The sequence below is a fragment of the Klebsiella sp. 1SOBk5mer genome, from assembly GCF_046603115.1.
Classification (GTDB): Bacteria; Pseudomonadota; Gammaproteobacteria; order Enterobacterales; family Enterobacteriaceae; genus Klebsiella; species Klebsiella quasipneumoniae.
Window position 1 is genome coordinate 1 of the sequence record NZ_JBKIUU010000002.1, and the last position, 26,428, is coordinate 26,428.

At 56.5% G+C, this 26,428-nt stretch carries 22 protein-coding genes, 1 tRNA gene and 3 rRNA genes; 13 read left to right on the top strand and 13 right to left on the bottom strand.

Annotated elements, in window-relative coordinates; all coding sequences use genetic code 11:
- The 4 genes from ACLH1U_RS05600 to rrf (ACLH1U_RS05615) form a co-directional block, all read left to right on the top strand.
- A 23S ribosomal RNA gene (locus tag ACLH1U_RS05600) occupies positions 1-84 on the top strand; the annotation flags it as partial.
- Positions 85-180: 96 nt separating this feature from the next.
- Positions 181-296 (top strand): 5S ribosomal RNA (gene rrf / locus ACLH1U_RS05605).
- Positions 297-310: 14 nt separating this feature from the next.
- Positions 311-386, top strand: a tRNA-Thr gene (locus tag ACLH1U_RS05610).
- A gap of 38 nt (positions 387-424) precedes the next feature.
- Positions 425-540: ribosomal RNA gene (rrf, locus tag ACLH1U_RS05615) — 5S ribosomal RNA — on the top strand.
- A 218-nt stretch (positions 541-758) separates the two neighbouring features.
- Here the strand turns inward: rrf (ACLH1U_RS05615) and ACLH1U_RS05620 are convergent.
- From ACLH1U_RS05620 to ACLH1U_RS05630, 3 genes are all read right to left on the bottom strand, one after another.
- Complete coding sequence (locus tag ACLH1U_RS05620; protein WP_004206262.1) at positions 759-980, bottom strand: membrane protein; 222 nt, start codon at positions 978-980, stop codon at positions 759-761.
- Positions 981-1,272: 292 nt separating this feature from the next.
- Positions 1,273-4,383: an efflux RND transporter permease subunit gene (locus ACLH1U_RS05625; RefSeq protein ID WP_023291164.1), complete on the bottom strand. Its 3,111-nt coding sequence runs from the start codon at positions 4,381-4,383 to the stop codon at positions 1,273-1,275.
- 12 nt (positions 4,384-4,395) lie between these two features.
- Positions 4,396-5,535, bottom strand: coding sequence for an efflux RND transporter periplasmic adaptor subunit (locus ACLH1U_RS05630; protein WP_048298470.1), 1,140 nt, complete (start codon positions 5,533-5,535; stop codon positions 4,396-4,398).
- A gap of 376 nt (positions 5,536-5,911) precedes the next feature.
- Here ACLH1U_RS05630 and envR point away from each other — a divergent pair, with 376 nt between their 5' ends.
- The gene (gene envR / locus ACLH1U_RS05635; protein ID WP_411299133.1) at positions 5,912-6,565 is read left to right on the top strand and encodes an acrEF/envCD operon transcriptional regulator; all 654 of its coding nucleotides are present in this window, start codon (positions 5,912-5,914) and stop codon (positions 6,563-6,565) included.
- A gap of 84 nt (positions 6,566-6,649) precedes the next feature.
- Here the strand turns inward: envR and fis are convergent, their stop codons facing one another.
- The 10 genes from fis to msrP form a co-directional block, all read right to left on the bottom strand.
- A complete protein-coding gene (gene fis, locus ACLH1U_RS05640) occupies positions 6,650-6,946 on the bottom strand; it encodes a DNA-binding transcriptional regulator Fis (RefSeq protein WP_000462905.1) in 297 nt (98 codons plus the stop codon).
- A gap of 24 nt (positions 6,947-6,970) precedes the next feature.
- Positions 6,971-7,936, bottom strand: coding sequence for a tRNA dihydrouridine synthase DusB (gene dusB, locus ACLH1U_RS05645; RefSeq protein ID WP_004144972.1), 966 nt, complete (start codon positions 7,934-7,936; stop codon positions 6,971-6,973).
- A gap of 357 nt (positions 7,937-8,293) precedes the next feature.
- A complete protein-coding gene (gene prmA, locus ACLH1U_RS05650) occupies positions 8,294-9,175 on the bottom strand; it encodes a 50S ribosomal protein L11 methyltransferase (protein WP_004144971.1) in 882 nt (293 codons plus the stop codon).
- 11 nt (positions 9,176-9,186) lie between these two features.
- Positions 9,187-10,638: a sodium/pantothenate symporter gene (panF, locus tag ACLH1U_RS05655; protein WP_023291160.1), complete on the bottom strand. Its 1,452-nt coding sequence runs from the start codon at positions 10,636-10,638 to the stop codon at positions 9,187-9,189.
- The gene (locus ACLH1U_RS05660) at positions 10,628-10,870 is read right to left on the bottom strand and encodes a DUF997 family protein (protein WP_004206253.1); all 243 of its coding nucleotides are present in this window, start codon (positions 10,868-10,870) and stop codon (positions 10,628-10,630) included. Before ACLH1U_RS05660 ends, panF begins: the two co-directional genes overlap by 11 nt.
- 110 nt (positions 10,871-10,980) lie before the next feature.
- Complete coding sequence (gene accC / locus ACLH1U_RS05665) at positions 10,981-12,330, bottom strand: acetyl-CoA carboxylase biotin carboxylase subunit (protein WP_004174096.1); 1,350 nt, start codon at positions 12,328-12,330, stop codon at positions 10,981-10,983.
- A gap of 10 nt (positions 12,331-12,340) precedes the next feature.
- The gene (gene accB / locus ACLH1U_RS05670; RefSeq protein ID WP_004206250.1) at positions 12,341-12,808 is read right to left on the bottom strand and encodes an acetyl-CoA carboxylase biotin carboxyl carrier protein; all 468 of its coding nucleotides are present in this window, start codon (positions 12,806-12,808) and stop codon (positions 12,341-12,343) included.
- 22 nt (positions 12,809-12,830) lie between these two features.
- The gene (gene aroQ / locus ACLH1U_RS05675; protein ID WP_023291159.1) at positions 12,831-13,283 is read right to left on the bottom strand and encodes a type II 3-dehydroquinate dehydratase; all 453 of its coding nucleotides are present in this window, start codon (positions 13,281-13,283) and stop codon (positions 12,831-12,833) included.
- Between the two features lie 232 nt (positions 13,284-13,515).
- Complete coding sequence (msrQ, locus tag ACLH1U_RS05680) at positions 13,516-14,115, bottom strand: protein-methionine-sulfoxide reductase heme-binding subunit MsrQ (protein WP_023291158.1); 600 nt, start codon at positions 14,113-14,115, stop codon at positions 13,516-13,518.
- Positions 14,115-15,116, bottom strand: coding sequence for a protein-methionine-sulfoxide reductase catalytic subunit MsrP (gene msrP, locus ACLH1U_RS05685; RefSeq protein ID WP_032454192.1), 1,002 nt, complete (start codon positions 15,114-15,116; stop codon positions 14,115-14,117). The genes msrQ and msrP overlap by 1 nt, the downstream gene beginning before the upstream one ends.
- A 230-nt stretch (positions 15,117-15,346) precedes the next feature.
- On the opposite strand from msrP, the gene ACLH1U_RS05690 reads away from it, so the two are divergent.
- The 8 genes from ACLH1U_RS05690 (at position 15,347) to yhdP (ending at position 26,354) form a co-directional block, all read left to right on the top strand.
- Positions 15,347-15,538 carry a hypothetical protein gene (locus tag ACLH1U_RS05690; RefSeq protein ID WP_032429221.1) on the top strand — a complete coding sequence of 64 codons (192 nt, stop codon included), beginning with the start codon at positions 15,347-15,349 and terminating at the stop codon, positions 15,536-15,538.
- Between the two features lie 79 nt (positions 15,539-15,617).
- Entirely contained in the window at positions 15,618-17,558 is a 1,941-nt protein-coding gene (csrD, locus tag ACLH1U_RS05695; RefSeq protein WP_241515790.1) for an RNase E specificity factor CsrD, read from the top strand.
- Between the two features lie 305 nt (positions 17,559-17,863).
- Positions 17,864-18,907: a rod shape-determining protein MreB gene (gene mreB / locus ACLH1U_RS05700; RefSeq protein WP_002918653.1), complete on the top strand. Its 1,044-nt coding sequence runs from the start codon at positions 17,864-17,866 to the stop codon at positions 18,905-18,907.
- Between the two features lie 70 nt (positions 18,908-18,977).
- Positions 18,978-19,970, top strand: coding sequence for a rod shape-determining protein MreC (gene mreC / locus ACLH1U_RS05705; RefSeq protein ID WP_004206242.1), 993 nt, complete (start codon positions 18,978-18,980; stop codon positions 19,968-19,970).
- Positions 19,970-20,458: a rod shape-determining protein MreD gene (mreD, locus tag ACLH1U_RS05710; protein WP_002918648.1), complete on the top strand. Its 489-nt coding sequence runs from the start codon at positions 19,970-19,972 to the stop codon at positions 20,456-20,458. Before mreC ends, mreD begins: the two co-directional genes overlap by 1 nt.
- A gap of 7 nt (positions 20,459-20,465) precedes the next feature.
- Complete coding sequence (locus tag ACLH1U_RS05715; RefSeq protein WP_023291155.1) at positions 20,466-21,047, top strand: Maf family protein; 582 nt, start codon at positions 20,466-20,468, stop codon at positions 21,045-21,047.
- Between the two features lie 2 nt (positions 21,048-21,049).
- The gene (gene rng / locus ACLH1U_RS05720; RefSeq protein WP_004206239.1) at positions 21,050-22,519 is read left to right on the top strand and encodes a ribonuclease G; all 1,470 of its coding nucleotides are present in this window, start codon (positions 21,050-21,052) and stop codon (positions 22,517-22,519) included.
- A 37-nt stretch (positions 22,520-22,556) separates the two neighbouring features.
- Positions 22,557-26,354, top strand: coding sequence for an AsmA2 domain-containing protein YhdP (yhdP, locus tag ACLH1U_RS05725; protein ID WP_032454186.1), 3,798 nt, complete (start codon positions 22,557-22,559; stop codon positions 26,352-26,354).
- Positions 26,355-26,428: the final 74 nt, after the last annotated feature.

Consider the following 26,428-nt stretch of genomic DNA (forward strand, 5'->3'; position numbering starts at 1 on the left):
AGACGACGACGTTGATAGGCCGGGTGTGTAAGCGCAGCGATGCGTTGAGCTAACCGGTACTAATGAACCGTGAGGCTTAACCTTACAACGCCGAAGATGTTTTGGCGGATTGAGAGAATTTTCAGCTTCGATACAGATTAATCGATGCGTCCGCAGGACGTGTTGATAAAACAGAATTTGCCTGGCGGCACTAGCGCGGTGGTCCCACCTGACCCCATGCCGAACTCAGAAGTGAAACGCCGTAGCGCCGATGGTAGTGTGGGGTCTCCCCATGTGAGAGTAGGGAACTGCCAGGCATCAAATTTAGCGTGCTGATATGGCTCAGTTGGTAGAGCGCACCCTTGGTAAGGGTGAGGTCCCCAGTTCGACTCTGGGTATCAGCACCACTTTTTAGGTTAAAGTTCGGCACGTTGTAAAGAATTTGCCTGGCGACAATAGCGCGGCGGTCCCACCTGACCCCATGCCGAACTCAGAAGTGAAACGTCGTAGCGCCGATGGTAGTGTGGGGTCTCCCCATGTGAGAGTAGGGAATCGCCAGGCATCAAATAAAGCAGAAGGCCCAGTCGAAAGACTGGGCCTTCTGCTTTTGTGTTATCTGTCGATAAGCAGTCCTGCCGCCAGGGGGAACCGTCAAAGCCGATTTGCGCGTAATGCAGCAAGGGACAGTGAGTTTGTTTGTTCGGTTGTCATGTGGATGATGCGCAGAAGAGCAGATACAGGTTCGACGCTAGCCCCTGTATCTGCTGGTCGGGGGAGAATTAGCGGGTCAGCGCGACGATCCCTAACGTGAGGCCGGCTACCGCGGCGGCGCCCCCAGCGATCGCGCCTGCGGTGTCCCAGTTGTCTTCTGTTGTGCCTTTCATACAGGTATTGGTGTGGACTAAGCGGCCTTGCGAGTCATACACCGGCACGCAGGGAGAGTCATGGGCACAGCCTGCCAGCAGAGAGGCCAGCAGCGCCACGATTAAATACTTTTTCATGATATTACCTCTGGATAATCCGCAGGGTTGTACTGAGAGCCAGTGCAGAACGGAATGGCTTATTTTATCACCGCGGATTGTCCGGCCCGGATGCCGAAATCATCTCAATATATGAGCCACGTAAATATCGTGAAGATAAGCAGGGGAATATGCAGAAAAGATGGAGAGAACGATCGTATCCCATCGCTGCCGCGCGCGATAGCGGTTGTCAGATAGCGGTAAGCTGTAGTGGTTGCTCATATACCAGGCGAAAAAAAAGCGCCCGCAGGGGCGCCTTTAATACCAGGCCGGGTTATTCAGCGTGCCGGGTAAAACGTCGTCTGACGACCACAAAGAAGACCGGAACAAAGAAGATCGCCAGCAGTGTCGCGGTTAGCATCCCGCCCATGACACCGGTACCCACCGCATTCTGCGCCCCGCTGCCGGCACCATGGCTAATCACCAGCGGCATGACCCCGAGAATAAAAGCCAGAGAGGTCATCAGAATGGGTCGCAGGCGCATCCGCGATGCCTCCAGGGTTGCTTCAATGATCCCTTTCCCTTCTTTCTCCATCAGATCCTTGGCGAATTCGACGATCAGGATCGCGTTCTTCGCCGACAAACCGATCGTGGTCAGAAGGCCTACCTGGAAGTAAACGTCATTATTCAGCCCACGCAGCGTGGCGGCTAACAGCGCGCCGATCACACCCAGCGGAACCACTAGCATGACTGAGAACGGAATCGACCAGCTCTCATACAGCGCCGCCAGGCACAGGAAGACGACGATCAGCGAGATGGCATAGAGCGCGGGAGCCTGGTTGCCGGAAAGGCGTTCCTGGTAAGACATCCCGGTCCAGTCGTAACCAATACCGCTCGGCAGTTTACTGGCCAGCGCTTCCATCAGCGCCATGGCTTCCCCGGTACTCTTGCCCGGCGAGGCTTCACCGAGGATCTCCATGGAGGGTAAACCGTTGTAGCGTTCCAGACGCGGCGAGCCATATATCCAGCGCGAAGTGACGAAGGCGGAGAACGGAACCATTTCGCCATTGGCGCTACGAACATACATATTGTTAATGTCGCTCGGCAGCATACGGAAATGGGCATCAGCCTGGACGTACACTTTCTTGACGCGACCACGGTCAATAAAGTCATTGACGTAGTACCCGCCCAGCGCAGCGGATATCGTTTCATTGATATCGGAGAGCGATACGCCCAGCGCCTGCGCTTTTTCCTGGTCGACATCCAGTTTGAACTGCGGCGTATCTTCCAGCCCATTAGGCCGTACCCGTACCAGCTGATCCGGATGCTGTTTCACCATGCCCAGCAGTTGATTGCGCGCCTGCGTCAGGGCAGTATGGCCTAGCCCGCCCTGGTCGATCAGCTCAAAGTCGAAGCCGGTGGCGGTACCCAGCTCAATAATGGCAGGCATGTTGAACGGGAAAACCATGGCGTCTTTGATCTGGCTGAAGGCCACGGTGGCTCGCTTGATGATGGACTCCACGCTGTTTTTATCACCGCTGCGCGCTTCCCATGGTTTCAGGCTGACAAACGCCATGCCGGAGTTTTGTCCCTGGCCGCTGAAGCTGAAGCCGTTAACGGTAAAGACGCTTTCGACGTTAGCCTTCTCGTTATGCAGATAGTAGTCGGTCACGGTATCCAGCACTTTCTGTGTCCGCTCCTGGGTAGCGCCGGAAGGCAGCTGGATCATGGTCAGGAAGACCCCCTGGTCTTCATCGGGTAGAAAGGATGTCGGAAGACGCATAAACAGCACGGCCATTCCCACGACGATCAGCAGATAGATCACCAGGTAACGGCCGGTTCCACGCAAAATACCGCTGACGCTGTTGGTGTAGTGGTTAACGCTCTGGTCAAAACGGGCGTTAAACCAGCCGAAAAATCCTTTTTTCTCATGGTGTTCAGCTGAGGCTGGCTTCAACAACGTGGCGCAGAGCGCTGGCGTCAGCACCAGGGCAACCAGCACGGAGAGCGCCATGGCGGAAACGATGGTGATCGAAAACTGGCGATAAATCGCGCCGGTGGAACCGCCGAAGAAGGCCATCGGCACGAAAACCGCAGATAGCACCATGGCGATACCCACCAGCGCCCCCTGGATCTGCGACATCGACTTTTCCGTCGCTTCTTTTGGCGAGAGCTTCTCCTCAACCATCACACGTTCGACGTTTTCCACCACCACAATGGCGTCATCGACCAGCAGACCTATCGCCAGCACCATACCAAACATCGTCAGGGTGTTGATGGAGTAGCCAAACATCGACAGTACCGCGAAGGTACCCAACAGCACGACGGGCACGGCAATGGTCGGAATGAGCGTAGCGCGCATGTTCTGCAGGAACAGATACATGACAAGGAAGACGAGAATAATCGCTTCAAAGAGCGTTTTGACCACTTCGTGAATAGAGATTTTGACGAAAGGGGTCGTATCGTACGGATAGACCACCTTCATTCCCTGGGGGAAGTAAGGCTGCAGTTCGGCCAGCTTCGCTTTAATCGCGGTGGCAGTATCCAGCGCGTTGGCGCCGGTCGCGAGCTTAATACCCAGACCAGAGGCGGGCTTGCCGTTAATTCTGGCGACGACATTGTAGTTCTCTCCGCCCAGCTCAACGCGGGCGACATCTTTCAAATGGACGACAGAACCATCGGCATTGACCCGCAGCGTGACCTTGCCAAACTCCTGCGGATCTTTAAGCCGCGTCTGGGCAATGATCGACGCGTTCAACTGCTGGCCTTTCAGCGCTGGCGTACCGCCCAGCTGGCCGGCGGCAATCTGATCGTTCTGAACCTGCAGCGCATTGATGACGTCCACCGGCGTCAGGTTGTATTTGTTCAGCAGGTTGCCATCCAGCCAGATGCGCATGGCGTACTGCGCGCCGAACAGCTGTACATCGCCCACACCGTTGAGTCGGCTGATGGGATCTTTAACATTAGAGGCGACATAGTCGGAAATATCATCCTGGGTGGTGACCGGGTTATCAGAGATAAAGCCGGCCACCAGCAGGAAGCTGCTGCTGGACTTCTCTACGCTAATTCCCTGCTGCTGGACTTCCTGAGGCAGCAGCGGGGTGGCCAGCTGCAGTTTGTTTTGCACCTGCACCTGGGCGATATCCGGATCGGTGCCGGACTTAAAGGTAAGCGTGATGGTTACTGAGCCGGCGGAATCGCTGGTCGACGACATATACATCAGGTTGTCGATACCGTTCATGTTCTGCTCAATAACCTGAGTGACCGTGTCCTGCACGGTCTGAGCATCCGCACCGGGATAGGTGGCGGAGATCGCCACCGCAGGGGGCGCAATCGTCGGATACTGCGCTATCGGCAGCTGGAGAATGGCCAGACCGCCGGCAATCATCATGATGATGGCCAGCACCCAGGCAAAGACCGGTCGATGGATAAAAAACTTAGACATGGCTGGGTATCCTTATTGCGCGACCGGTGCCGCACGCTCCACTTCTGCTTTAACGGTAACGCCGGGACGGACTTTCTGTAAGCCGCTGACAATCACCTTGTCGCCCGGCTTCAGCCCGCTGGTGATAAGCCACTTATCGCCCACGGCCTGGGAAGCCACCACTTGACGGGTTTCAACCTGATTTTTGTCATTCACCAGCATGACGGAGGCATCGCCCCGCGGCGTTCGAGTCACCCCCTGCTGCGGCACCAGGATGGCCTGCGGATCGGTGCCTTCATCGATGCGGGCGCGGACGAACATCCCCGGCAGCAGGACATGCTGCGGGTTAGGGAAGATAGCGCGCAGGGTAATTGAACCTGTACTTTCATCGACAGTGACGTCGGAGAACTGCAGCGAACCCTTAAGCGGATAGGCCTGACCGTTCTCCATCAGCAGTTCAACGCTTTTGGTGTCGCCGCCGCGTTGCAGGCTTTCCTGCTTAAGGCGCATGAAGTCATTGCTGGATTCCGTCACGTCGACGTAGATCGGATCGAGCTGCTGGACGGTGGCCAGGGCATCCGACTGACCGTTGGTAACCAATGCCCCCTCGGTGACGCTCGATTTACCGATGCGTCCGCTAATGGGAGAGGTCACTTTGGTGTAGGCCAGGTTGATGCGGGCGCTTTCCACGGAGGCTTTGGTAGCGATGACGTCGGCATCGGCCTGGCGGGCGGTGGCCACCGCCTGATCGTATTCCTGTTGACTGATATACTGGGTACCCAGCAGCGGAACGTAGCGTTTCACCGTCAAGTGGGCGATGGCGGCTGCGGCTTCGGCTTTTGCCTCATCGCCCTTGGCGCTGTTCCACGCCGCCTGGTAGGTTGCCGGATCGATCTGATAGAGCGACTGGCCTGCTTCGACATCGCTTCCTTCAACAAAGTTACGCTTCAGGATAATACCGCTTACCTGAGGGCGGACCTCCGCCACGCGAAAAGCTGAAGTTCGGCCTGGCAGTTCGGTGGTGACCGACAGCGGCGCGCTGTTCACGACATGGACCGTCACCTGCGGCGCCTGGGCATGGGGTTGCGGATTGTCCGAATTATCGCAGCCGGTAAGCAATAAGGCCGAGATAATTAAACCGGATAAAAGTGTCACTCTGGCGTGAGTAGTCATGGCGGTTCCTTATAGATTACGTGCCAAATTCGGCGGCGAATCTGTGAAAGAAAGAGGGAATTAAAAAGCAGTTTGCCATCCTACAAATAAACGCCGCTGGATGTAAGGGATAGTTATTTTGGGACAATCAGCAAGGCACGCAAAAACAAAAAAACGCGCTGCCTTTTTATTCTATTTACCTTAATTGTAAATCTTAATAAATAGACATCAATTCCGTGAATGAGTTATTTATTAATATTGATTTGGGTAATTTATTTGACGATGGCGTCAGAATTAACTTGTCTGCATTTTTGCTAAAAAATATTCCATGACAAATGTTAGGTTAAGCGATCTTCAGAAAATCCTAAATATCCTGTCCGGCGGGAAGGGGGCTTGTATGGCAAGAAAAACGAAAGAAGAGGCGCTACGCACGCGGCAGCTCCTGATTGAGTCCGCGATCCAGCAGTTCGCTCTGCGGGGGGTGACCAACACGACCCTGACGGATATTGCTGATGCGGCGGGAGTGACCCGCGGCGCCGTCTACTGGCATTTTGCCAGTAAGACCGAGCTGTTTAATGAAATGTGGCAGCAGCAGCCACCGCTCAGGGATTTGATTCAGCATAGCCGCGCAACAGAGAATGAACAGGAGCCTTTAAATGCGTTGCGCGAGCGGTTTATTACCGGGCTCCGCTATATTGCTGCGAATCCTCGCCAGCGTGCGCTGATGCAAATTCTTTATCAGCGCTGCGAGTTTGCCAATGATATGCTTTCGGAAAATGAAATTCGCCAGCGCATTGGCTTTAATTATTCGCTCATCGGCGGCATGCTGCAGTGCTGTGTGCGTAACAATATATTGCCAGCCGAAACAAATATTGAAGTGATATTAATTGTTTTACACAGCGCCTTTTCCGGACTAATTAAAAACTGGCTGCTCGATCCGCAACGCGTCGATCTTTATCAGCAGGCGCCTGCGCTGGTGGATAATATTATGGCGGTAGTCTGTGCTGCTCGTGTATCGGAGACGCCGGTACTGCGGGCGGTGAATCAGTAATGTGTCCCGCTGCCGCAGGTAATAAAAAAGGCGCTTCCCCATGCCGAAGAGCGCCTTTTATATCAAGCAAGCAACTGACTAGTATCAGTTCATGCCGTATTTTTTCAGTTTTTTACGCAGCGTACCGCGGTTGATGCCCATCATCAGGGCAGCGCGGGTCTGGTTACCACGGGTGTATTGCATCACCATGTCCAACAGGGGCTGTTCAACTTCAGCCAGTACCAGCTCATACAGGTCATTCACATCCTGACCGTTCAGTTGAGCAAAATAGTTCTTCAGTGCCTGTTTAACCGAGTCACGCAGGGGCTTTTGAGTTACCTGATCCTGAGAGTTAACGGTAGAAACGGTCAGTACGTCAGAATTTACGCGTTGTTCGAACATAGTTCTGTCAGCTCTTTATTTCTATTACGCAAAATTTTCGAAGTATGCCTCCAACGCCTCCAGCTGTTCGCTGGCATCCTCAATGGCGTTGAATGTGCGCCGAAACTGGTCATCTGGAGCATGTTCCTGAAGATACCAGGAGACGTGTTTACGCGCGATTCGGTACCCTTTTGCCTGACCATAAAAGTCATGCAATTCCCGAACGTGCGCACAAAGCAAGCGCTTGACCTCTGCCAGCGGCAGCGGGGGCAGCAGCTCTCCAGTGTCCAGATAATGCTGGATTTCCCGAAAGATCCAGGGTCTTCCCTGAGCTGCACGGCCTATCATCAGGGCATCAGCCCCTGTATAGTCGAGCACAGCTCTGGCTTTAAGCGGGTCAGTAATGTCGCCATTCGCGATAATCGGAATGGAAACTTTCTGCTTAACTGCCCGAATACTGTCGTACTCAGCGTCTCCGTTAAACAAGCAGGCGCGGGTGCGTCCGTGAATAGTCAGAGCCTGAATGCCACACTCTTCGGCCAGTTGGGCAATCTCTACGCAGTTACGGTGTTCCGGTTCCCAACCGGTGCGAATCTTGAGAGTCACAGGAACGTCCACCGCATTCACGACCGCCGTCAGGATCGACTTCACCTGGTCGGGGTACTGCAAGAGGGCTGAACCTGCAAGCTTGCGATTCACCTTTTTCGCCGGGCATCCCATATTGATATCAATAATCTGGGCGCCGCTTTCCACGTTAATCCGCGCGGCGGCAGCCATCTCTTCCGGCACGCTACCGGCGATTTGCACGGTACGAATACCGGGCTCATCAATATGCACCATCCGTAAACGGGACTTGTCGCTCTCCCACACCTGTGGGTTAGAGGACATCATCTCGGAAACGGTTAAACCCGCTCCCATCTCGTAGCACAGCGTCCGGAATGGTCTGTCAGTAATGCCAGCCATGGGCGCTGCGATCAGGCGATTTCTGAGCTGGTGGTGTCCGATGCGCATGAGTTAAGAAATGACCATACTGTGACTGCAAGGCGGCGTATATTACGCATTTTTTGCACGAGATGAAAGGCCAAACTTTGAGCAATCCTCTGTTGCAGATCAATGAATCCGGGACTAACGTAAAAGGAATGAATAAATACTTATATTAATCATTGATTTAATGGGTGATGGATAATTTGTGTCCATTTATAAAATCATAAAACTTCTCGATTTTTCTTAGAAAAACTCGCTACCAGACGATATAAAACGCTGTTTTTATAGTCAAAAAAGTGCTCTGTAGTGCGATCTGCCTCTCATTTCCTGGCATTATTTGGTGGCTACTGGAAACAAAAATGCGGCCCACAGGCCGCATTGCGCTTAGTTTTTCCGGCCGGTGATCCGGCACCACTCCTCTTTCTCGACCACCGGGTCAAGGGTGAAGAGATCGGCGTAGGCTTCACAGACGCTCTCCGCCTGGCTGGCAAGGATGCCGGAAAGCCCCAGCAAACCGCCTGAAACGGGCAGGACGCTGATTAACGGCGCCAGCTCACGTAACGGGCCAGCCAGGATATTGGCGACCACGACGTCGGCTTTCATCGACTCCGGCTGGTCCTGAGGAAGATAGAGCTCCAGACGCTCAGATACGCCGTTACGCTGAGCGTTATCGCGGCTGGCCTGAATAGCCTGCGGGTCGATATCAATGCCGATCGCTTTTGCGGCCCCTAGTTTCAGCGCGGCAATCGCCAGGATGCCGGAACCGCAGCCGAAATCAATGACCGTTTTTCCGTTGAGGTCGAGTCCATCGAGCCACTGCAGGCACAGGGATGTCGTCGGGTGCGTGCCGGTACCGAAGGCCAGACCCGGATCGAGCATCACGTTGACGGCATTTTCATCCGGAACGTCGCGCCAGCTCGGGCAGATCCACAGCCGCTCACCGAAACGCATCGGATGGAAGTTATCCATCCATTCCCGCTCCCAGTCTTTATCTTCCAGCTGCTCGATCTTATGCGCGAAGCCGGCGCCCAGCAGCGGGTGCTGCTCCAGTTGGGCAACGACCGCTTTCATATCGGTTTCGGCATCGAACAGGCCGATCACGTCGGTATCGCCCCACAGCCGGGTTTCCCCGGGCAACGGCTCAAATACCGGCGTATCGTGCGTATCCTGGAAGGTGATCGAGACCGATCCGGCCTCCATCAGCGCATCGCTAAGATCTTCAGCGTTCGCGCCGGTGGTATTTAGTTTCAGTTGGATCCATGGCATAGCAAAACTCTTTATTTATCAGTAGTCAAAATAGGTGGCTGTGGTGCGGGACGGCCGAAACGGTTCCCTGCCACAAACGCCAGTAAACTCAGCAGCAGCGCGGGAACGATCGGATGGAAGCCGAGAAACTGCACTTTCAGCGTGGCAAGTACGGCATACAGCACGCCGCCCACGATCATCGCGCTCAGCGCGCCAGCCGCGTTGGCACGTTCCCAATACAGGCCCAGTACCAGCGGCCACAGGAAGACGGCTTCCAGGCCGCCGAAGGCCAGCAGATTCAGCCAGATAATCATCTCCGGCGGTCGCCAGGCCGCGAGCAGCAGCAGAACACCCAACAGGAGCGTGATGCCGGCGGACATGCGTTTTAGCCGCTTTTCGTTAGTCGCCTGATCCGGACGCCAGTTCAGATACAGATCCTTGATGATCGTAGCGGAACTTTGCAGAAGCTGGGCATTGATCGTCGACATAATCGCCGCCATCGGCGCGGCCAGAAAGATCCCTGCCGCAAAGGGCGGGAGCACTTTGACCATCAGCGTCGGGATCACCAGATCCGGTACGGTTAAGTCGGGGAGCACCGCCCGACCTAACGCGCCGGCCAGGTGCATGCCAAACATCAGGATCGCCACTACGATGGTGCCGATCATGATGCCGCGATGCACGGCTTTGCTGTCTTTGTAGGAGATACAGCGTACGGCGGTATGCGGCAGGCCAATGACGCCGAAGCAGACCAGCACCCAAAACGAGGCCATAAAGGTTGGCGAGAGGATATCTTCCGCCCCCTGCGGGGACACCAGCTTGACGTCGATTGACTGCAGAGTCTCTACCGCATGGCCAATCCCGCCGGCGGCGTGGATCACCCCCACCAGCAGCACGATCGTGCCGATCAGCATCACCATGCCCTGCATGGTATCGTTGAGCACGCTGGCGCGAAAGCCGCCATAGGCGGTATACAGCGCGATGCTGATGCCGAAGATCAGCAGACCGGTATCGTAGGGAATACCCGCAGCCGTCTCCAGCAGGCGGGCGCCGCCGATAAACTGGACGGTCATGGCGCCAACGAAGGCTACCAGCAGGCTCAGGCTGGCCAGCCAGACCAGCAGACGGCTCTGGTAACGCGCAAACAGCATGTCATTGAGGGTGACGGCATTATAACGACGCGCAAGGATGGCGAATTTTTTTCCCAGTACGCCCAGCGACAGCCAGATGGCGGGGAGCTGGATCATCGCCAGCAGCACCCATCCCAGGCCGTATTTATAGGCGGCGCCGGGTCCGCCGATAAATGAGCTGGCGCTGATATAGGTGGCGGTTAGCGTCATGGCCAGCACGAAGCCGCCCATCGAGCGGCTGCCGAGAAAGTACTCATTAAGAAAGCTTCCTGAGGCGCGTTTTCTCATGGCGTAAAGGGATAAGCCGAACACCACCACCAGATAGGCGATCAGGGGAATAATGACCTCAAACTGCATCATCGTCCTCCAGAGGAATGTCGCGGAAAACCAGTTTGACCATCGCCCAGCACAGCAGAATAAACAGCAGCGGAACCAGCAGGCAGGCCATTTCAAACCAGTGGGGCAGGCCGGTAAAACCGATAGCCACCCCCGGCAGATAGGCGGCGGCCAGCCAGGCGGCAAGATAGAGAAGGGTCAGCCACAGCGCCCAGCGCGCTTCTTTGTGGGCCTGAACAAAGCGTTTGTCCATTTTTTGTCCCTTGAGGATAAAGAAAGCGGGGATTGTACCGCATGGTATAGATGAGGAGAGAGAAAAAGAAAAAAGGCCGGAAAATCCGGCCTTTTGCTGAGAGAGCAGAATTATTTTTCCTGCAAGCCGAGTTTTTTCTCCAGATAGTGGATGTTGGTGCCACCATGCTGGAAGTTCTCGTCGCTCATAATGCGCATCTGCAGATCGACGTTGGTCTTGATACCATCGATGATCAGCTCCTGCAGCGCATTCTTCATGCGGGCAATCGCCACGTCACGGCTTTCGCCGTAGCAGATCAGTTTGCCGATCATGGAGTCATAGTACGGCGGTACGGTGTAGCCGGCGTAAATATGGGACTCCCAGCGCACGCCAAAGCCGCCCGGCGCGTGGAAACGGGTAATTTTACCCGGGCTCGGCAGGAAGGTGTTCGGGTCTTCGGCGTTGATACGGCATTCCACCGCATGGCCGCGAACCACCACTTCATCCTGCTTGATGGACAGCGGCTGGCCGGCTGCGATACGCAGCTGCTCTTTGATCAGGTCAACGCCGGTGATCATTTCAGTTACCGGATGCTCTACCTGGATACGGGTGTTCATTTCAATGAAGTAGAACTCGCCGTTTTCGAACAGGAACTCAAAGGTACCCGCCCCGCGGTAGCCGATATCGACACAGGCTTTCGCGCAACGCTCGCCGATGTAGCGACGCAGTTCCGGAGTGATGCCCGGCGCCGGCGCTTCTTCGACCACTTTCTGGTGACGACGCTGCATGGAGCAGTCACGTTCAGCCAGATAGATAGCGTTGCCCTGACCGTCCGCCAGTACCTGAATTTCAATGTGACGTGGGTTTTCCAGGTATTTCTCCATGTAGACCATATCGTTGTTGAAAGCCGCTTTGGCTTCCGCTTTGGTCATGGAGATGGACTGGGCCAGTTCAGCGTCGCTGCGCACAACGCGCATACCGCGACCGCCGCCGCCGCCGGAGGCCTTGATGATCACCGGATAGCCGATGCGTTTAGCATGGGCGCGGTTAGCGTCCATGTCGTCGGTCAGCGGGCCGTCAGAACCGGGTACGGTCGGGACGCCGGCTTTTTTCATGGCGGTGATCGCGGACACTTTGTCGCCCATCAGGCGGATAGTGTCGGCTTTCGGGCCGATGAAGATAAAGCCGGAGCGCTCAACCTGCTCAGCAAAGTTGGCGTTCTCGGAGAGGAAGCCATACCCCGGGTGAATCGCTACCGCGCCGGTGATCTCAGCGGCGCTGATGATAGCTGGGATGTTCAGATAGCTTTTTACGGACGGAGCCGGACCGATACAGACCGTCTCATCCGCTAACAATACGTGTTTTAGATCGCGATCCGCGGTGGAATGCACAGCAACGGTCTTGATGCCCAGTTCTTTACAGGCACGAAGGATGCGCAGTGCGATCTCGCCACGGTTAGCGATGACAATTTTATCCAGCATGTTCGCCTCGTTACTCGATAACTACCAGCGGCTCGTCGAATTCTACCGGTTGGCCGCTTTCGATCAGAATGGCTTTCACCACGCCGGCTTTGTCGGCTTCGATCTGGTTCATCATTTTCATCGCTTCGACGATGCACAGGGTGTCGCCCACGTTAACTTTCTGGCCAACTTCCACAAACGCTTTCGCGTCCGGGCTTGGCGTACGATAGAAAGTACCAACCATCGGGGAACGTACGATGTGACCACTGATTTCCGCTTTTGCCGGCGCTTCTGCTGCTGCAGCTGGCGCGGCAGCCGCGGCGGCAGGTGCCTGAGGCTGCATCATCGGCGCAGCATAAGCCTGCTGCATAACCGGATAGCTTGCGGCCGGTGCAGAGCGGCTGATGCGAACAGACTCTTCGCCTTCAGAAATTTCCAGTTCGGAGATACCTGATTCTTCAACCAGCTCGATCAGTTTTTTAATCTTACGAATATCCATGAGTGGGTTCCGTACTCTTTGTTTAGTGTGATTGTGACAGGCGTTTTACCGCCGTCTGTAAAGCGTATGAATAGCCGTCCGCCCCCAGTCCGCAGATGACGCCAGCGGCGACATCTGACAGATACGAATGCTGGCGGAAGGGTTCGCGTGCATGCACATTGCTCAGGTGAATCTCGATAAACGGGATGTTCACGGCAAGCAAAGCGTCACGAATTGCTACGCTGGTATGCGTGAACGCGGCCGGATTAATCAGGATATAGTCCACGTTGTCTTTAGCCTGATGAATTCGGTCGATTAACGCATGCTCCGCGTTGGACTGCAGGTGATCCAGGCTCACATTCAGCGCCGCCGCTTCAGATGTTAAATGGTTAACAATCTCCGCCAGCGTGAGCGGACCATACTTCTCAGGCTCGCGGGTACCGAGCATGTTAATGTTTGGACCATTCAAAAGCAAAATGTGAAACTTCTTTGCCATCGTGTGGCGATCTCCTGCCATTTTCGGGTAAAAAACAACATATACCTTCAATGCGCCCTTGTCACCTTTTCAGGGTCAGAAAACCCCGTCAGGAAAGCCAAAGTCGCACATTATAACGATTTCGTAGCAATTGGCAGCTAAATACTGGTCTTATCAGGGAAGATTATCAACCGCTATCTTAAAAAGAGTCGCGGTTGATAAAGGATCTGCGGGAAACTGCACATTACGGGATTCAGCGCCACCACTGGCGGAACTTCTTGTAACGCCATGCCAGCAGCGCCACTGCCAGCAGGGCATAAATGATGGGCTGCGGCGAGAGGATCTTCACTGACCACAGGTAGTGAATCGGCGCGAGGATCGCCACCAGATAGACGAAGTTGTGTAAAAGTTGCCAGCGGCGGCCCAGTTTTCGCTGCATCGCCTGCGTCGACGTCACCGCCAGCGCCAGCAGGATCGCCCAGCTGACCATGCCTAACGTCAGATAGGGGCGGTTGATAATCTCCGAGCCCAGCAGCGCCAGATTGTTAATGCCCAGCTCCAGCAGGGTATAGCTGGTCAGGTGCAGCGTCGCCCAGGCGAAACACCATAAACCTAACAGGCGACGAACGCGAATCAATAATGGTTGTTTCGCATAGCGCGCCAGCGGGGAGACCAGCAGCGTCGCCAGCAGAAACTTCAGCGCCATCCTGCCGGTAAAATGCTGGATATCCTTGGCCGGATCGGCGCTAAAGTAGCCCTGATGTCCGGCCCAGAATAGCCAGACCAGCGGCAAAAAACCCGCCAGATGAAGTAAAACCTTCAGCCAGGCGATCTGTTTGACGGTGAAACGCACTAGAAGTTCTCCCGCAGATTCATGCCGCGATACAACGACGCCACCTCGTCGGCATAGCCGTTAAACAGCAGGGTTGGCTGACGCTTGACATCGAGTACGCCGCCGGCGCCGATAAACCGCTCGCTGGCCTGCGACCAGCGGGGGTGATCGACGTGCGGATTGACGTTGGCGAAGAAGCCGTATTCGTCCGGTGCCGCCAGGTTCCAGGTGGTCGGCGGCCGCTCGCGGGTCAGTTCAATGCTGACGATGGATTTAATGCCTTTGAAACCGTACTTCCACGGCACAGTAAGGCGGACCGGCGCGCCATTTTGCGGCGGCAGCGCTTTGCCATACACCCCGACGGTGAGCAGCGTCAGCGGATGCATCGCTTCATCCAGCCGCAGCCCCTCCACGTAAGGGTAAGCCAGCCCCCCGCCGATAAACCGATCTTTCTGCCCGGGCATTTGATCCGGAGCATAGAGGGTTTTGAAGGCCACATAGCGCGCATTGCTGGTGGGCTCCACCAGCGCCAACAGCTTATGCAGCGGGAAGCCGACCCAGGGGACCACCATCGACCAGGCTTCCACGCAGCGCATACGATAAATACGCTCTTCCAGCGGGAAGCGTTTGGTCAGATCGTCATGGTCGAGAGTCAGCGGCTTCGCCACCTCACCGCCGATGGTCAATGTCCAGGGATCGGTGCGCAGGCTACCCGCGTTCGCCGCCGGATCGGCTTTATCGAGGCCGAATTCATAAAAGTTATTGTAGCCGGAGACTTTATCTTCCGGGGTAAGCGTCAGCTTAGCCTGCCATTCAGCGGGTTTAGCAAAGTCCAGGGCTTTGCCCGCCGGGGCTGGCGGACGGTCATGGCCTTTAAACCAGTCCAGCAGGTCGGCCTGCGCGGCGGCGGGAAGCGAAAGGGCGGTTGCGCTGATGCCCAGCATTTTCAGTACCTGGCGCCGCTGGAGCATAAAAACGGATTCGGCCGTGACGTCGGCTTCCGTCAGTTTTTTTCTTTTCATGGTGTCCTCCGTCATGCGTTTCCTTAAGCATGACGGAGGCGGCGATGAATCGCGAATATGTCACGAAAAATTGCACATTAGGAGCATGAGCCGCCGCCGAAGCAGGGGCGCGGTCGTCCAGGAATCATCGGAAAGTGGCGCAAGACGTTTCCTTTACCGCGCCTGACCCGGCATCTTTAGCAGGGAAAAAAGCGGACGGGAGGCTGGCAGGACGGAAAATCGGCAATAATGTGCGCCGCTGGCGCGGGTTTGCCATCCAGCGTCTAAAATTAAAGCGCTTCTGGCGCAGGCCGCAGGCGGGCGGCGATTGGCAAATTTTTTCTGCCGACTATACTCGCTATCGGCATACTTTCGCCGATAATACGCATTCCATTGCCAGACTCGCCATCTTTGATAGTATGCGTCGCGCTTTAAAAGGTTAATGCTAGCGTCAAGGCGCGCGCCGGCACGGGAGCCTGATGGTTCATCGGGCAGTCATTCACTCGCGGAGTTAACACAGGGATGCGATTAACGACGAAGTTCTCAGCCTTTATCACGCTGCTAACTAGCCTGACCATCTTTGTCACGCTGATTGGCGCTTCGCTGAGTTTTTACAACGGCATTGAGAACAAGGTCGAAAACCGGGTTCAGGCGGTGGCGACCATGCTGGATAACCGGCTCATCACCACCTCTTTTGATAAGCTTGAGCCGCAGCTGGATGAGCTGATGACGCCGATAGAGATCGTGCATATCGATTTCATGCTTAACGGTAAACCGCTCTACAGCCACTCCCGAACCGACAGCTATCGCCCGCTTGGCAGTCATGAGCAATTCCGTGAGATCACGGTCCCGTCGTTGAAACATCCCGGTCTCTCTCTGCATCTGGTCTACGTTGACCCGATGGTGAACTATTTCCGTTCGCTGTCGATTACCGCCCCGCTGTCCATCTCCATCGGCTTCATGGTGGTGATTATTTTCTTCGCCGTCCGCTGGATCCGCCGCCAGCTGGCGGGTCAGGAGCTGCTTGAGCTTCGTTCCACGCGTATCCTGAGCGGCGAGCGCGGGCCGCAGGTGCGCGGCTCAGTCTATGAATGGCCTGCCAGCACCAGTAGCGCGCTGGATATGCTGCTGTCGGAGCTGCAGTTTGCCAGCGATCAGCGCAGCCGGATGGATACGCTGATTCGCTCCTATGCGGCACAGGATTCTAAAACCGGGCTGAATAATCGCCTGTTTTTTGACAATCAGCTGGCCACGCTGCTGGAAGATCAGGAGAAGGTGGGGGCGTACGGCATCGTGATGATGATCCGTCTACCGGAGTTTGATCTGCTACGGGACAACTGGGGGCGGGCGGCGGCCGAAGAACATTACTTCACGCTTATCAACCTGCTCTCTACCTTTATTATGCGTTACCCTGGCGCGCTGCTGGCGCGCTATCACCGTAGCGACTTCGCCGTGCTGCTGCCGCACCGCACGTTAAAAGAGGCGGATAGTATCGCCGGGCTGCTGCTGAAGGCCATGGACGCGCTGCCTCCGACGCGGATCCTCGATCGTGACGATATGATGCATATCGGCATCTGTTCTTTCCGCAGCGGACAATCGGCGGCGCAAGTGATGGAACATGCAGAAGCGGCAACGCGCAACGCGGTGCTGCAGGGCAGCAACAGCTGGTCGGTCTATGACGATACCCTTCCGGAGAAAGGCCGCGGCAACGTTCGCTGGCGGACGCTGATCGAACAGATGCTGAGCCGCGGCGGGCCGCGGTTGTACCAGAAGCCCGCCGTCACCCGCGACGGTCGGGTGCATCACCGTGAACTGATGTCGCGGATGTACGACGGTAAAGAAGAGGTGATTGCCGCCGAGTACATGCCGATGGTGCTGCAGTTTGGCCTGGCGGAGGAGTATGACCGCCTGCAGGTGACGCGCCTGCTGCCGTTTTTAGGCTTCTGGCCCGAGGAGAATCTGGCGCTGCAGCTGTCGGTGGAGTCGCTGATCCGTCCGCGTTTCCAGCGCTGGCTGCGCGATGCTCTAATGCAGTGTGAAAAATCGCAGCGTCAACGGATTATTTTTGAACTTGCTGAGGCAGATGTTTGTCAATATATCGGCCGTCTGCAGCCGGTTATGCGGTTGGTTAACGCGCTTGGCGTTCGGGTGGCGGTGGTTCAGGCAGGGTTAACCCTGGTGGGAACCAGCTGGATCAAGCAGCTGGATGCGGAGCTGATCAAACTGCATCCGGGCCTGGCGCGCAACATCGAAAAGCGCAGCGAGAACCAGCTGCTGGTGCAAAGCCTGGTGGAAGCCTGTAAAGGCATGCCTATGCAAGTTTTTGCGACGGGCGTACGCAGCCGCAGCGAGTGGCTGGTACTGTCCCAATGCGGTGTCACGGGCGGGCAGGGGGAATTTTTTGCCGCCTCACAGCCACTTGACACAAATGTGAAAAAATATTCGCAAAGATACTCGGTTTGATCTGCCGTTTAGCGTGATTTCACGTAGAATAACGCGCGCCATCGTGAAGGGGGTGTGCTTGTCTACCTGCCGGATCATCGCAATGTAAATGCCAGTGACCCTCCTTTGACAGGTTACAAATTCAGGCGTGGAGCGCTGCTGAAGATTTCAGCAATGAACGGAGTCGGAAAAATTTGTAACAAAGGAAATGAACTGCACTAATTTTCACCGCAGCAGGTGATTTTTGCGCCTTGTCGCTGCTGCGTGTGGTTGGTAAAGTAAGCGGATTTTGTTTTCCGCCCCAGCTTTCAGGATTATCCCTTAGTATGTTAAAAAAATTTCGTGGCATGTTTTCCAATGACCTGTCCATTGACCTGGGTACCGCGAATACCCTTATTTACGTAAAAGGACAAGGCATCGTATTGAATGAGCCTTCCGTGGTGGCCATTCGTCAGGATCGTGCCGGATCGCCGAAAAGCGTCGCCGCCGTGGGTCATGAAGCGAAGCAGATGCTCGGCCGTACCCCGGGTAATATCGCGGCGATTCGCCCGATGAAGGACGGCGTTATCGCTGACTTCTTCGTGACGGAAAAGATGCTGCAGCACTTTATCAAACAAGTGCACAGCAACAGCTTTATGCGCCCGAGCCCGCGCGTACTGGTCTGCGTGCCGGTTGGCGCCACCCAGGTTGAGCGTCGTGCTATCCGTGAATCCGCGCAGGGCGCTGGCGCTCGCGAAGTGTTCCTGATTGAAGAACCGATGGCGGCCGCGATCGGCGCTGGCCTGCCGGTTTCTGAAGCGACCGGTTCCATGGTGGTGGATATCGGCGGCGGTACCACCGAGGTAGCGGTTATCTCCCTGAACGGTGTGGTTTACTCTTCTTCCGTGCGTATCGGCGGCGACCGCTTCGACGAAGCCGTCATCAATTACGTGCGTCGTAACTACGGCTCTCTGATCGGTGAAGCGACCGCTGAGCGTATCAAACATGAAATCGGTTCGGCTTACCCGGGCGATGAAGTGCGTGAAATTGAAGTGCGCGGCCGTAACCTGGCGGAAGGCGTTCCACGCGGCTTCACCCTGAACTCAAACGAAATTCTTGAAGCGCTGCAGGAGCCGCTGACCGGCATCGTGAGCGCGGTCATGGTTGCCCTTGAGCAGTGCCCGCCGGAACTGGCGTCTGATATCTCCGAGCGCGGGATGGTTCTCACCGGCGGTGGTGCGCTGCTGCGCAACCTGGACCGTCTGTTAATGGAAGAAACCGGTATTCCAGTCGTGGTTGCTGAAGATCCGCTGACCTGCGTAGCGCGTGGCGGCGGCAAGGCGCTGGAAATGATCGACATGCACGGCGGCGACCTGTTTAGCGAAGAGTAGTCAGCCTGAAGGTCCGGGGTGGCTTCCGCGCTGCCCCAGGTCTTTACTGACACGAGAATACGCATAGCCTATGAAGCCAATTTTTAGCCGTGGCCCCTCGCTACAGATTCGCCTTATTCTGGCGGTGCTGGTGGCGCTTGGCGTGATTATCGCCGACAGCCGCCTGGGTACGTTCAGTCAAATCAGAACGTACATGGATACAGCCGTCAGCCCTTTCTACTTTGTCTCTAATGGTCCCCGGGAACTGCTCGACAGCGTATCGCAGACGCTGGCTACCCGTGACCAGCTCGAACTGGAAAACCGCGCGCTGCGTCAGGAGCTGTTGCTGAAAAACAGCGATCTGCTGATGCTGGGCCAGTACAAGCAGGAGAATGCGCGCCTACGTGAACTGCTTGGCTCGCCGCTGCGCCAGGACGAGCAAAAAATGGTGACCCAGGTCATCTCAACGGTCAACGACCCCTACAGCGATCAGGTGGTTATCGATAAGGGCAGCGTCAACGGCGTCTACGAAGGCCAGCCGGTTATCAGTGATAAAGGCGTGGTGGGGCAGGTCGTAGCCGTGGCGAAAATGACCAGCCGGGTACTGCTGATCTGTGATGCCACCCATGCGTTGCCGATCCAGGTCCTGCGGAACGATATTCGCGTCATTGCCGCCGGTAACGGCTGCACCGACGACCTCCAGCTTGAGCATCTGCCGGCAAATACCGATATTCGCGTCGGCGATGTGCTGGTGACCTCCGGTCTGGGCGGTCGTTTCCCGGAAGGGTACCCGGTTGGGGTTGTCTCTTCAGTGAAACTGGACACCCAGCGCGCCTACACGGTGATCCAGGCGCGTCCGACGGCCGGTCTGCAGCGTTTGCGCTATCTGCTGCTGCTGTGGGGCGCCGATCGCAATGGCGCTAACCCGATGACCCCGGAAGAGGTCCATCGGGTGGCTAACGAACGCCTGATGCAGATGATGCCGCAGGTGTTGCCTGCGCCGGATGCGATGGGGCCGCAGATGCCGGCGCCCGCCACCGGGCTGACGCCGTCTCAGCCGTCGCAGCCTGCAGGGGGGCAATAGTGGCAAGTTACCGTAGCCAGGGACGCTGGGTTATCTGGCTCTCGTTTCTTATCGCGCTATTGCTGCAAATTATGCCCTGGCCGGCGGACATCAGCGTTTTCCGGCCCAACTGGGTATTATTGATCCTGCTGTACTGGATCCTCGCGCTGCCGCACCGGGTGAATGTGGGAACGGGCTTCGTGATGGGGGCTATTCTTGATCTCATCAGCGGCTCGACGCTGGGCGTTCGCGCGCTGTCCTTAAGCATCGTCGCCTATCTGGTGGCGCTGAAGTATCAGCTGTTCCGTAACCTGGCGCTGTGGCAACAGGCGCTGGTGGTCATGCTGTTATCCCTCGCCGTGGATATCATTGTTTTCTGGGCAGAGTTTTTAGTGATCAACGTCTCTTTCCGTCCGGAAGTATTCTGGAGTAGTGTAGTAAACGGTATCCTCTGGCCATGGCTTTTCCTGCTGATGCGTAAAGTGCGTCAGCAATTTGCAGTGCAATAAGGTTGATATGACAACTCTGTATCTTGCTTCTGGTTCCCCGCGTCGGCAGGAACTGCTGACTCAGCTTGGTCTCGCGTTCGAGCGTCTGGTTCCTGGTATCGAGGAGCAGCGCCAGCCGCAGGAGAGCGCGCAGCACTATGTCGTGCGCCTGGCGCGCGAAAAGGCGCAGGCCGGGGTGGCGCTGGCATCGCGGGATTTGCCGGTTTTGGGAGCGGATACGATTGTTATTTTGAACGGCGAAGTGCTGGAAAAACCGCGCGACGCCGAACACGCTGCAGCGATGCTGCGCCTGCTTTCCGGCCAAACCCATCAGGTCATGACCGCGGTGGCGCTGGCGGATAAGCAGCAGACGCTGGATTGTCTGGTGGTCACGGAAGTGACCTTCCGGCCGCTCAGCGAGCAGGATATCGCCGATTATGTGGCCAGCGGCGAGCCTTTAGATAAAGCAGGTGCATACGGTATTCAAGGGTTGGGTGGCTGTTTCGTCAGGAAGATTAATGGCAGCTATCACGCCGTAGTCGGCTTACCGCTGGTGGAAACGTATGAGTTGCTCAGTAACTTTAACTCACTGCGTAAAGAAAAGGGATAAAGATGACGGCTGAATTATTAGTGAACGTAACGCCATCCGAAACGCGCGTTGCGTATATTGATGGCGGTATTCTGCAGGAAATCCATATTGAGCGTGAAGCGCGACGCGGAATAGTAGGCAATATCTACAAAGGTCGTGTTAGCCGAGTGCTGCCGGGAATGCAGGCGGCTTTTGTAGATATTGGTCTGGATAAGGCGGCGTTCCTCCACGCCTCCGATATCATGCCGCATACCGAGTGCGTTGCCGGTGAGGAGCAAAAGCAGTTTACCGTGCGCGATATTTCGGAACTGGTGCGCCAGGGCCAGGACCTGATGGTCCAGGTGGTTAAAGATCCGCTCGGTACCAAAGGCGCGCGTCTGACCACCGATATTACCCTGCCTTCCCGCTATCTGGTCTTTATGCCGGGCGCCTCCCACGTGGGGGTCTCTCAGCGCATTGAAAGCGAAGCCGAGCGTGAGCGGCTGAAAAAGGTCGTGGCAGAGTACTGCGACGAGCAGGGCGGATTTATCATTCGCACCGCCGCGGAAGGCGTTCACGAGCAAGAGATGGCCGCCGATGCCGCCTATCTTAAGCGTGTATGGACCAAGGTGATGGAGCGCAAAAAGCGCAACCAGACCCGCTATCAGCTGTACGGCGAGCTGGCCCTGGCTCAGCGCGTGCTGCGTGATTTTGCCGACGCGCATCTCGACCGGATTCGCGTTGACTCGCGGCTGACCTACGAGGCGCTGCTCGAATTTACCGCCGAATATATTCCGGAAATGACCAGCAAGCTGGAACACTACAGCGGCCGTCAGCCGATATTCGATCTCTTTGACGTTGAGAACGAAATTCAGCGCGCGCTGGAACGTAAAGTCGAGCTCAAGTCCGGGGGGTATCTGATCATCGACCAGACCGAGGCGATGACCACCATCGATATCAACACAGGGGCGTTTGTTGGGCACCGCAATCTTGACGATACTATCTTCAATACCAATATCGAAGCCACCCAGGCGATAGCCCGCCAGCTGCGTTTGCGTAATCTCGGCGGCATTATCATCATTGATTTCATCGACATGAACAATGAAGACCATCGCCGGCGGGTGTTGCACTCCCTGGAGCAGGCCCTCAGTAAAGACCGGGTGAAGACCAGCATCAACGGTTTCTCCCAGTTGGGTCTGGTGGAGATGACCCGTAAACGCACCCGCGAAAGCGTGGAGCATGTGCTGTGCAACGAATGCCCGACCTGCCACGGACGCGGAACGGTAAAGTCCGTGGAAACGGTATGCTATGAGATTATGCGTGAGATCGTTCGCGTGCATCATGCTTATGATTCCGATCGCTTCCTGGTCTATGCTTCCCCTGCGGTGGCGGAAACCCTGAAAGGGGAAGAGTCGCATGCGCTGGCGGAAGTGGAGATCTTTGTCGGCAAGCAGGTGAAGGTACAAATTGAGCCGCTCTATAATCAAGAGCAGTTCGATGTGGTTATGATGTAAGACACTGCGTCATTGTGCGGCTGACAAGGAGAGAGGCGTGAGGCGACTGCCCGGGATTTTATTGCTCACCGTGGCAACACTGATTGTTATCGTCGCGCTGCTGGTGAGTGGCTTGCGTCTCGTGTTGCCGCAGCTCGATGCCTGGCGTCCGCAGCTGCTGGAGAAGATCTCCTCTCTCACCGGCACGCCGGTGGATGCCTCGCAGATCGCAGCCAGCTGGCAAACTTTTGGCCCAACATTAGATGTCCGCGATATTCATGTCGGGCTGAAAGATGGCGGGACAATGGCGGTCAAGCGCGTGACCCTGGCGCTGGACGTCTGGCAGAGTCTGTTGCATATGCGCTGGCAGTTTCGCGATCTCACCTTCTGGCAGCTGCAGATCCATACCAATACCCCTATTCAGACCAATGACGGCGGCGAAAGCCTGAAAACCGACCGCGTCAGCGATCTCTTTTTACGTCAGTTCGACCACTTTACTCTGCGCGACAGCCATCTGAGCTTCCTGACTATTTCCGGTCAGCGGGCGGAGCTGGCGGTCCCGCAGCTGACCTGGCTTAACGGCAGGAACCGTCACCGCGCCGAGGGGCAGCTCAGCCTTTCCAGTCTCACCGGCCAGCATGGCGTCATGCAGGTGCGGATGGATCTCCGCGATGAGGATGGCCTGCTGAACAAAGGCCGGGTCTGGCTGCAGGCTGACGATATTGACGTCAAGCCCTGGCTGGGCCGCTGGATGCAGGACAATATCGCCCTGAAAAGCGCCCGCTTCAGCCTCGAAGGCTGGATGACCATTGAAAAAGGCGATGTGGCCAGCGGCGACGTATGGCTGAAAAAAGGGGGCGCCAGCTGGCAGGGGGATAGCGAGGTTCATCACCTGTCGGTGGATAACCTGACGGCGCATCTCTCCCATGACAAGCAGAGCTGGGGCTTCTACATTCCCGATACGCGGATCGCGATCGACGACAAACCCTGGCCAAGCGGCGCGCTGGCGATGGCGTGGATCCCAGCGCAGGATGTCGGTGGCGACGGTCATCAGCGTAGTGATGAATTACGTATTCGCGCCAGCAACTTAGCCCTCAGCGGTCTGAGCGGACTGCAGCCGTTTGCCGATAAGCTGGCGCCTTCATTGGGCGAACTCTGGCGCACCACGCAGCCCAGCGGCAAAATCAACCTGCTGGCTCTCGATATTCCCCTGCAGGCGACGGAGAAAACGCGCTTTCAGGCGCAGTGGAGCGATCTGGCGTGGAAGCAGTGGAAACTCCTGCCGGGAGCGGAACACTTTTCCGGCAGCCTGAATGGCAGCGTTGAGCATGGGGAACTGCGCGCGCGCATGACGAAGGCGCTGATGCCGTATACCGGTGTTTTCCGGGCCCCGCTGGAGATCGCCGCTGGCGAAGCCACCCTCTGCTGGGTGAAAAATGACAAAGGGTTTATGCTTGATGGCCGCGATATTGACGTGCAGGCGACGGGGGTACGCGCCCGCGGCGGCTTCCGCTATCTGCAACCGCAGGGGGACGATCCCTGGCTGGGTATTCTGGCGGGGATCAGCACCAACGATGGCGGCCAGGCGTGGCGTTACTTCCCGGAAAACCTGATGGGCAAAGCGCTGGTGGACTATCTCAGCGGCGCGATAAAAGCCGGACAGGCACGCGATGCGACGCTGGTGTATGGCGGCAACCCACATCTGTTCCCGTATCCGCACAACGAAGGACAGTTCCAGGTTTACGTCCCGCTGAAGAATGCCACTTTCGCTTTTCAACCGGACTGGCCGGCGCTGACCGGGTTGAATATCGACCTTAATTTTATCAACAGCGGCCTGTGGATGCGGGCGGAGAAAGCGATGCTCGGCAACGTAACCGCCAGCAATCTCGATGCCGCGATCCCGGATTACGCGCAGGAAAAACTGCTGATTGATGCCGATATCAAAGGCCCGGGGAAAGAGGTGGGACCTTATTTCAACACCACGCCGCTGAAAGAGACCCTGGGAGCGGCGCTGGATTCCCTGCAGCTGGATGGTGATGTAAGCGCTCGCTTACATCTGAACATTCCCCTCGATGGCGAAATGACCACCGCGAAAGGCGATGTGCATCTGCAGAATAACGATCTGTTTATCAAGCCGTTAGATACCACGCTGCAGAATCTGAGCGGTAATTTCAGCTTTGTGAATGGCGATCTTAATAGTCAAACGTTGAGCGCGACCTGGTTTAATCAGCCGCTGAACCTCAATTTTTCCACCCGCGAAGGCGAAAAAGCATTTCTGGTGGATGTCGGGATGAACGCCAGCTGGCAACCGTCGCGCACCGGGCTGCTGCCGAAAGCGGTTAATGAGGCGCTGAGCGGTAGCGTTCCGTGGGAGGGTAAAGTCGCTATCGAACTGCCGTACCATGGCAATGCCAGCTATAAGGTTGATATCAATGGCGATCTGAAGAATGTGAGCAGTCACTTACCTTCACCGGTCAACAAGCCCGCTGGCGAACCCCTGCCGGTCAAAATTAATGTTGCCGGCGGTCTGAGCAGCTTCGACCTGACCGGATCCGTTGGCGCGAAGAATCATATCAACAGCCGCTGGTTGCTGAACCGTAAGCTGACGCTGGACAGAGCGATCCTCACGACGGACAGCAAAGGCCCCTCTCCGCTGCCCGACCAGCCCGGCGTTGAGCTCAATCTGCCGCCGATGGATGGCGCGCAGTGGCTGGCGCTGTTCCAGAAGGGCGCGGCGAATGAAGTCAGCAGCAGCGTCCTCTTTCCACCGCGCATTGTGCTGCGTACGCCGTCGCTGGCGCTGGCCGGCCAGCAATGGAACAACGTGAGTCTGATGTCGCAGCCGGTCACCGGCGGTTCACAGGTTGAGGCGCAGGGGCGCGAGATCAACGCCACCCTGACGATGCGCGACAATGCCCCGTGGCTGGCAAATGTGCGTTATCTCTATTTCAACCCGGCCAGCGCCAGCGGCAAGGGCGGAACGGAGAACGTGGTCCCGCAGGCGGAGACGCGGCTGGATTTCCACGGTTGGCCCGATCTGCAGCTGCGCTGCGCGGAATGCTGGCTGTGGGGGCAAAAATATGGCCGTATCGACGGCGATGTGGCGATCAAGGGCGATACCTTAACGCTCTCCAACGGCCTGGTGGATACCGGGTTTGGCCGGCTGACGACCGACGGCGTGTGGGTTAACGCCCCTTCCGGGGTGCGCACCTCGCTGAAAGGCAGACTGCATGGCAATAAAACGAATGAATTTGCGGATTTCTTTGGCGTTTCCACACCGGTGAAGGATTCGCCGTTTGATATCGACTACGATCTGCACTGGCGCGCGCCGCCCTGGTCACCCGATGTCGCGTCGCTCAATGGGATCATTAAAAGCCACCTCGGCAAGGGTCAGTTTACCGACCTGAGTACCGGACACGCAGGCCAGCTGCTGCGTTTGCTGAGCGTCGATGCCCTGCTGCGCAAACTGCGCTTCGACTTCAGCGATACCTTTAGCGAAGGATTTTACTTCGACTCGATTAACAGTACGGCCTGGATTAAGGATGGTGTACTGCATACCGATGATACGCTGGTGGATGGTCTGGAGGCGGACATTGCCATGAAAGGGTCGGTCGATCTGGTGCGTCGTCATCTGGACCTGCAGGCGGTGGTGGCGCCGGAGATCTCCGCGACTGTCGGCGTGGCGGCGGCCTTCGCCGTCAACCCGATTGTCGGCGCGGCGGTATTTGCCGCCAGCAAGGTACTGGGGCCGCTGTGGAACAAAGTCTCGATACTGCGCTATCGCATCACCGGCCCGATTGACCAGCCGCAGATCAATGAAGTGCTGCGCCAGGCGCGCAGCAACAAAAAGCAATGATTTGACGATTGCCGGGAATTACCGCAATCTCAATAGATAGCCTTCTGTATTTCCGCCTGTCAGGCGGCAACAAA

What these genes read in the sequence shown, in the direction of transcription:
- ACLH1U_RS05620 (WP_004206262.1), bottom strand. Translation starts at nt 980, where the DNA reads ATGAAAAAGTATTTAATCGTGGCGCTGCTGGCCTCTCTGCTGGCAGGC.
- ACLH1U_RS05625 (WP_023291164.1), bottom strand. Translation starts at nt 4,383, where the DNA reads ATGTCTAAGTTTTTTATCCATCGACCGGTCTTTGCCTGGGTGCTGGCC.
- ACLH1U_RS05630 (WP_048298470.1), bottom strand. Translation starts at nt 5,535, where the DNA reads ATGACTACTCACGCCAGAGTGACACTTTTATCCGGTTTAATTATCTCG.
- envR (WP_411299133.1), top strand. Translation starts at nt 5,912, where the DNA reads ATGGCAAGAAAAACGAAAGAAGAGGCGCTACGCACGCGGCAGCTCCTG.
- fis (WP_000462905.1), bottom strand. Translation starts at nt 6,946, where the DNA reads ATGTTCGAACAACGCGTAAATTCTGACGTACTGACCGTTTCTACCGTT.
- dusB (WP_004144972.1), bottom strand. Translation starts at nt 7,936, where the DNA reads ATGCGCATCGGACACCACCAGCTCAGAAATCGCCTGATCGCAGCGCCC.
- prmA (WP_004144971.1), bottom strand. Translation starts at nt 9,175, where the DNA reads ATGCCATGGATCCAACTGAAACTAAATACCACCGGCGCGAACGCTGAA.
- panF (WP_023291160.1), bottom strand. Translation starts at nt 10,638, where the DNA reads ATGCAGTTTGAGGTCATTATTCCCCTGATCGCCTATCTGGTGGTGGTG.
- ACLH1U_RS05660 (WP_004206253.1), bottom strand. Translation starts at nt 10,870, where the DNA reads ATGGACAAACGCTTTGTTCAGGCCCACAAAGAAGCGCGCTGGGCGCTG.
- accC (WP_004174096.1), bottom strand. Translation starts at nt 12,330, where the DNA reads ATGCTGGATAAAATTGTCATCGCTAACCGTGGCGAGATCGCACTGCGC.
- accB (WP_004206250.1), bottom strand. Translation starts at nt 12,808, where the DNA reads ATGGATATTCGTAAGATTAAAAAACTGATCGAGCTGGTTGAAGAATCA.
- aroQ (WP_023291159.1), bottom strand. Translation starts at nt 13,283, where the DNA reads ATGGCAAAGAAGTTTCACATTTTGCTTTTGAATGGTCCAAACATTAAC.
- msrP (WP_032454192.1), bottom strand. Translation starts at nt 15,116, where the DNA reads ATGAAAAGAAAAAAACTGACGGAAGCCGACGTCACGGCCGAATCCGTT.
- csrD (WP_241515790.1), top strand. Translation starts at nt 15,618, where the DNA reads ATGCGATTAACGACGAAGTTCTCAGCCTTTATCACGCTGCTAACTAGC.
- mreB (WP_002918653.1), top strand. Translation starts at nt 17,864, where the DNA reads ATGTTAAAAAAATTTCGTGGCATGTTTTCCAATGACCTGTCCATTGAC.
- mreC (WP_004206242.1), top strand. Translation starts at nt 18,978, where the DNA reads ATGAAGCCAATTTTTAGCCGTGGCCCCTCGCTACAGATTCGCCTTATT.
- ACLH1U_RS05715 (WP_023291155.1), top strand. Translation starts at nt 20,466, where the DNA reads ATGACAACTCTGTATCTTGCTTCTGGTTCCCCGCGTCGGCAGGAACTG.
- rng (WP_004206239.1), top strand. Translation starts at nt 21,050, where the DNA reads ATGACGGCTGAATTATTAGTGAACGTAACGCCATCCGAAACGCGCGTT.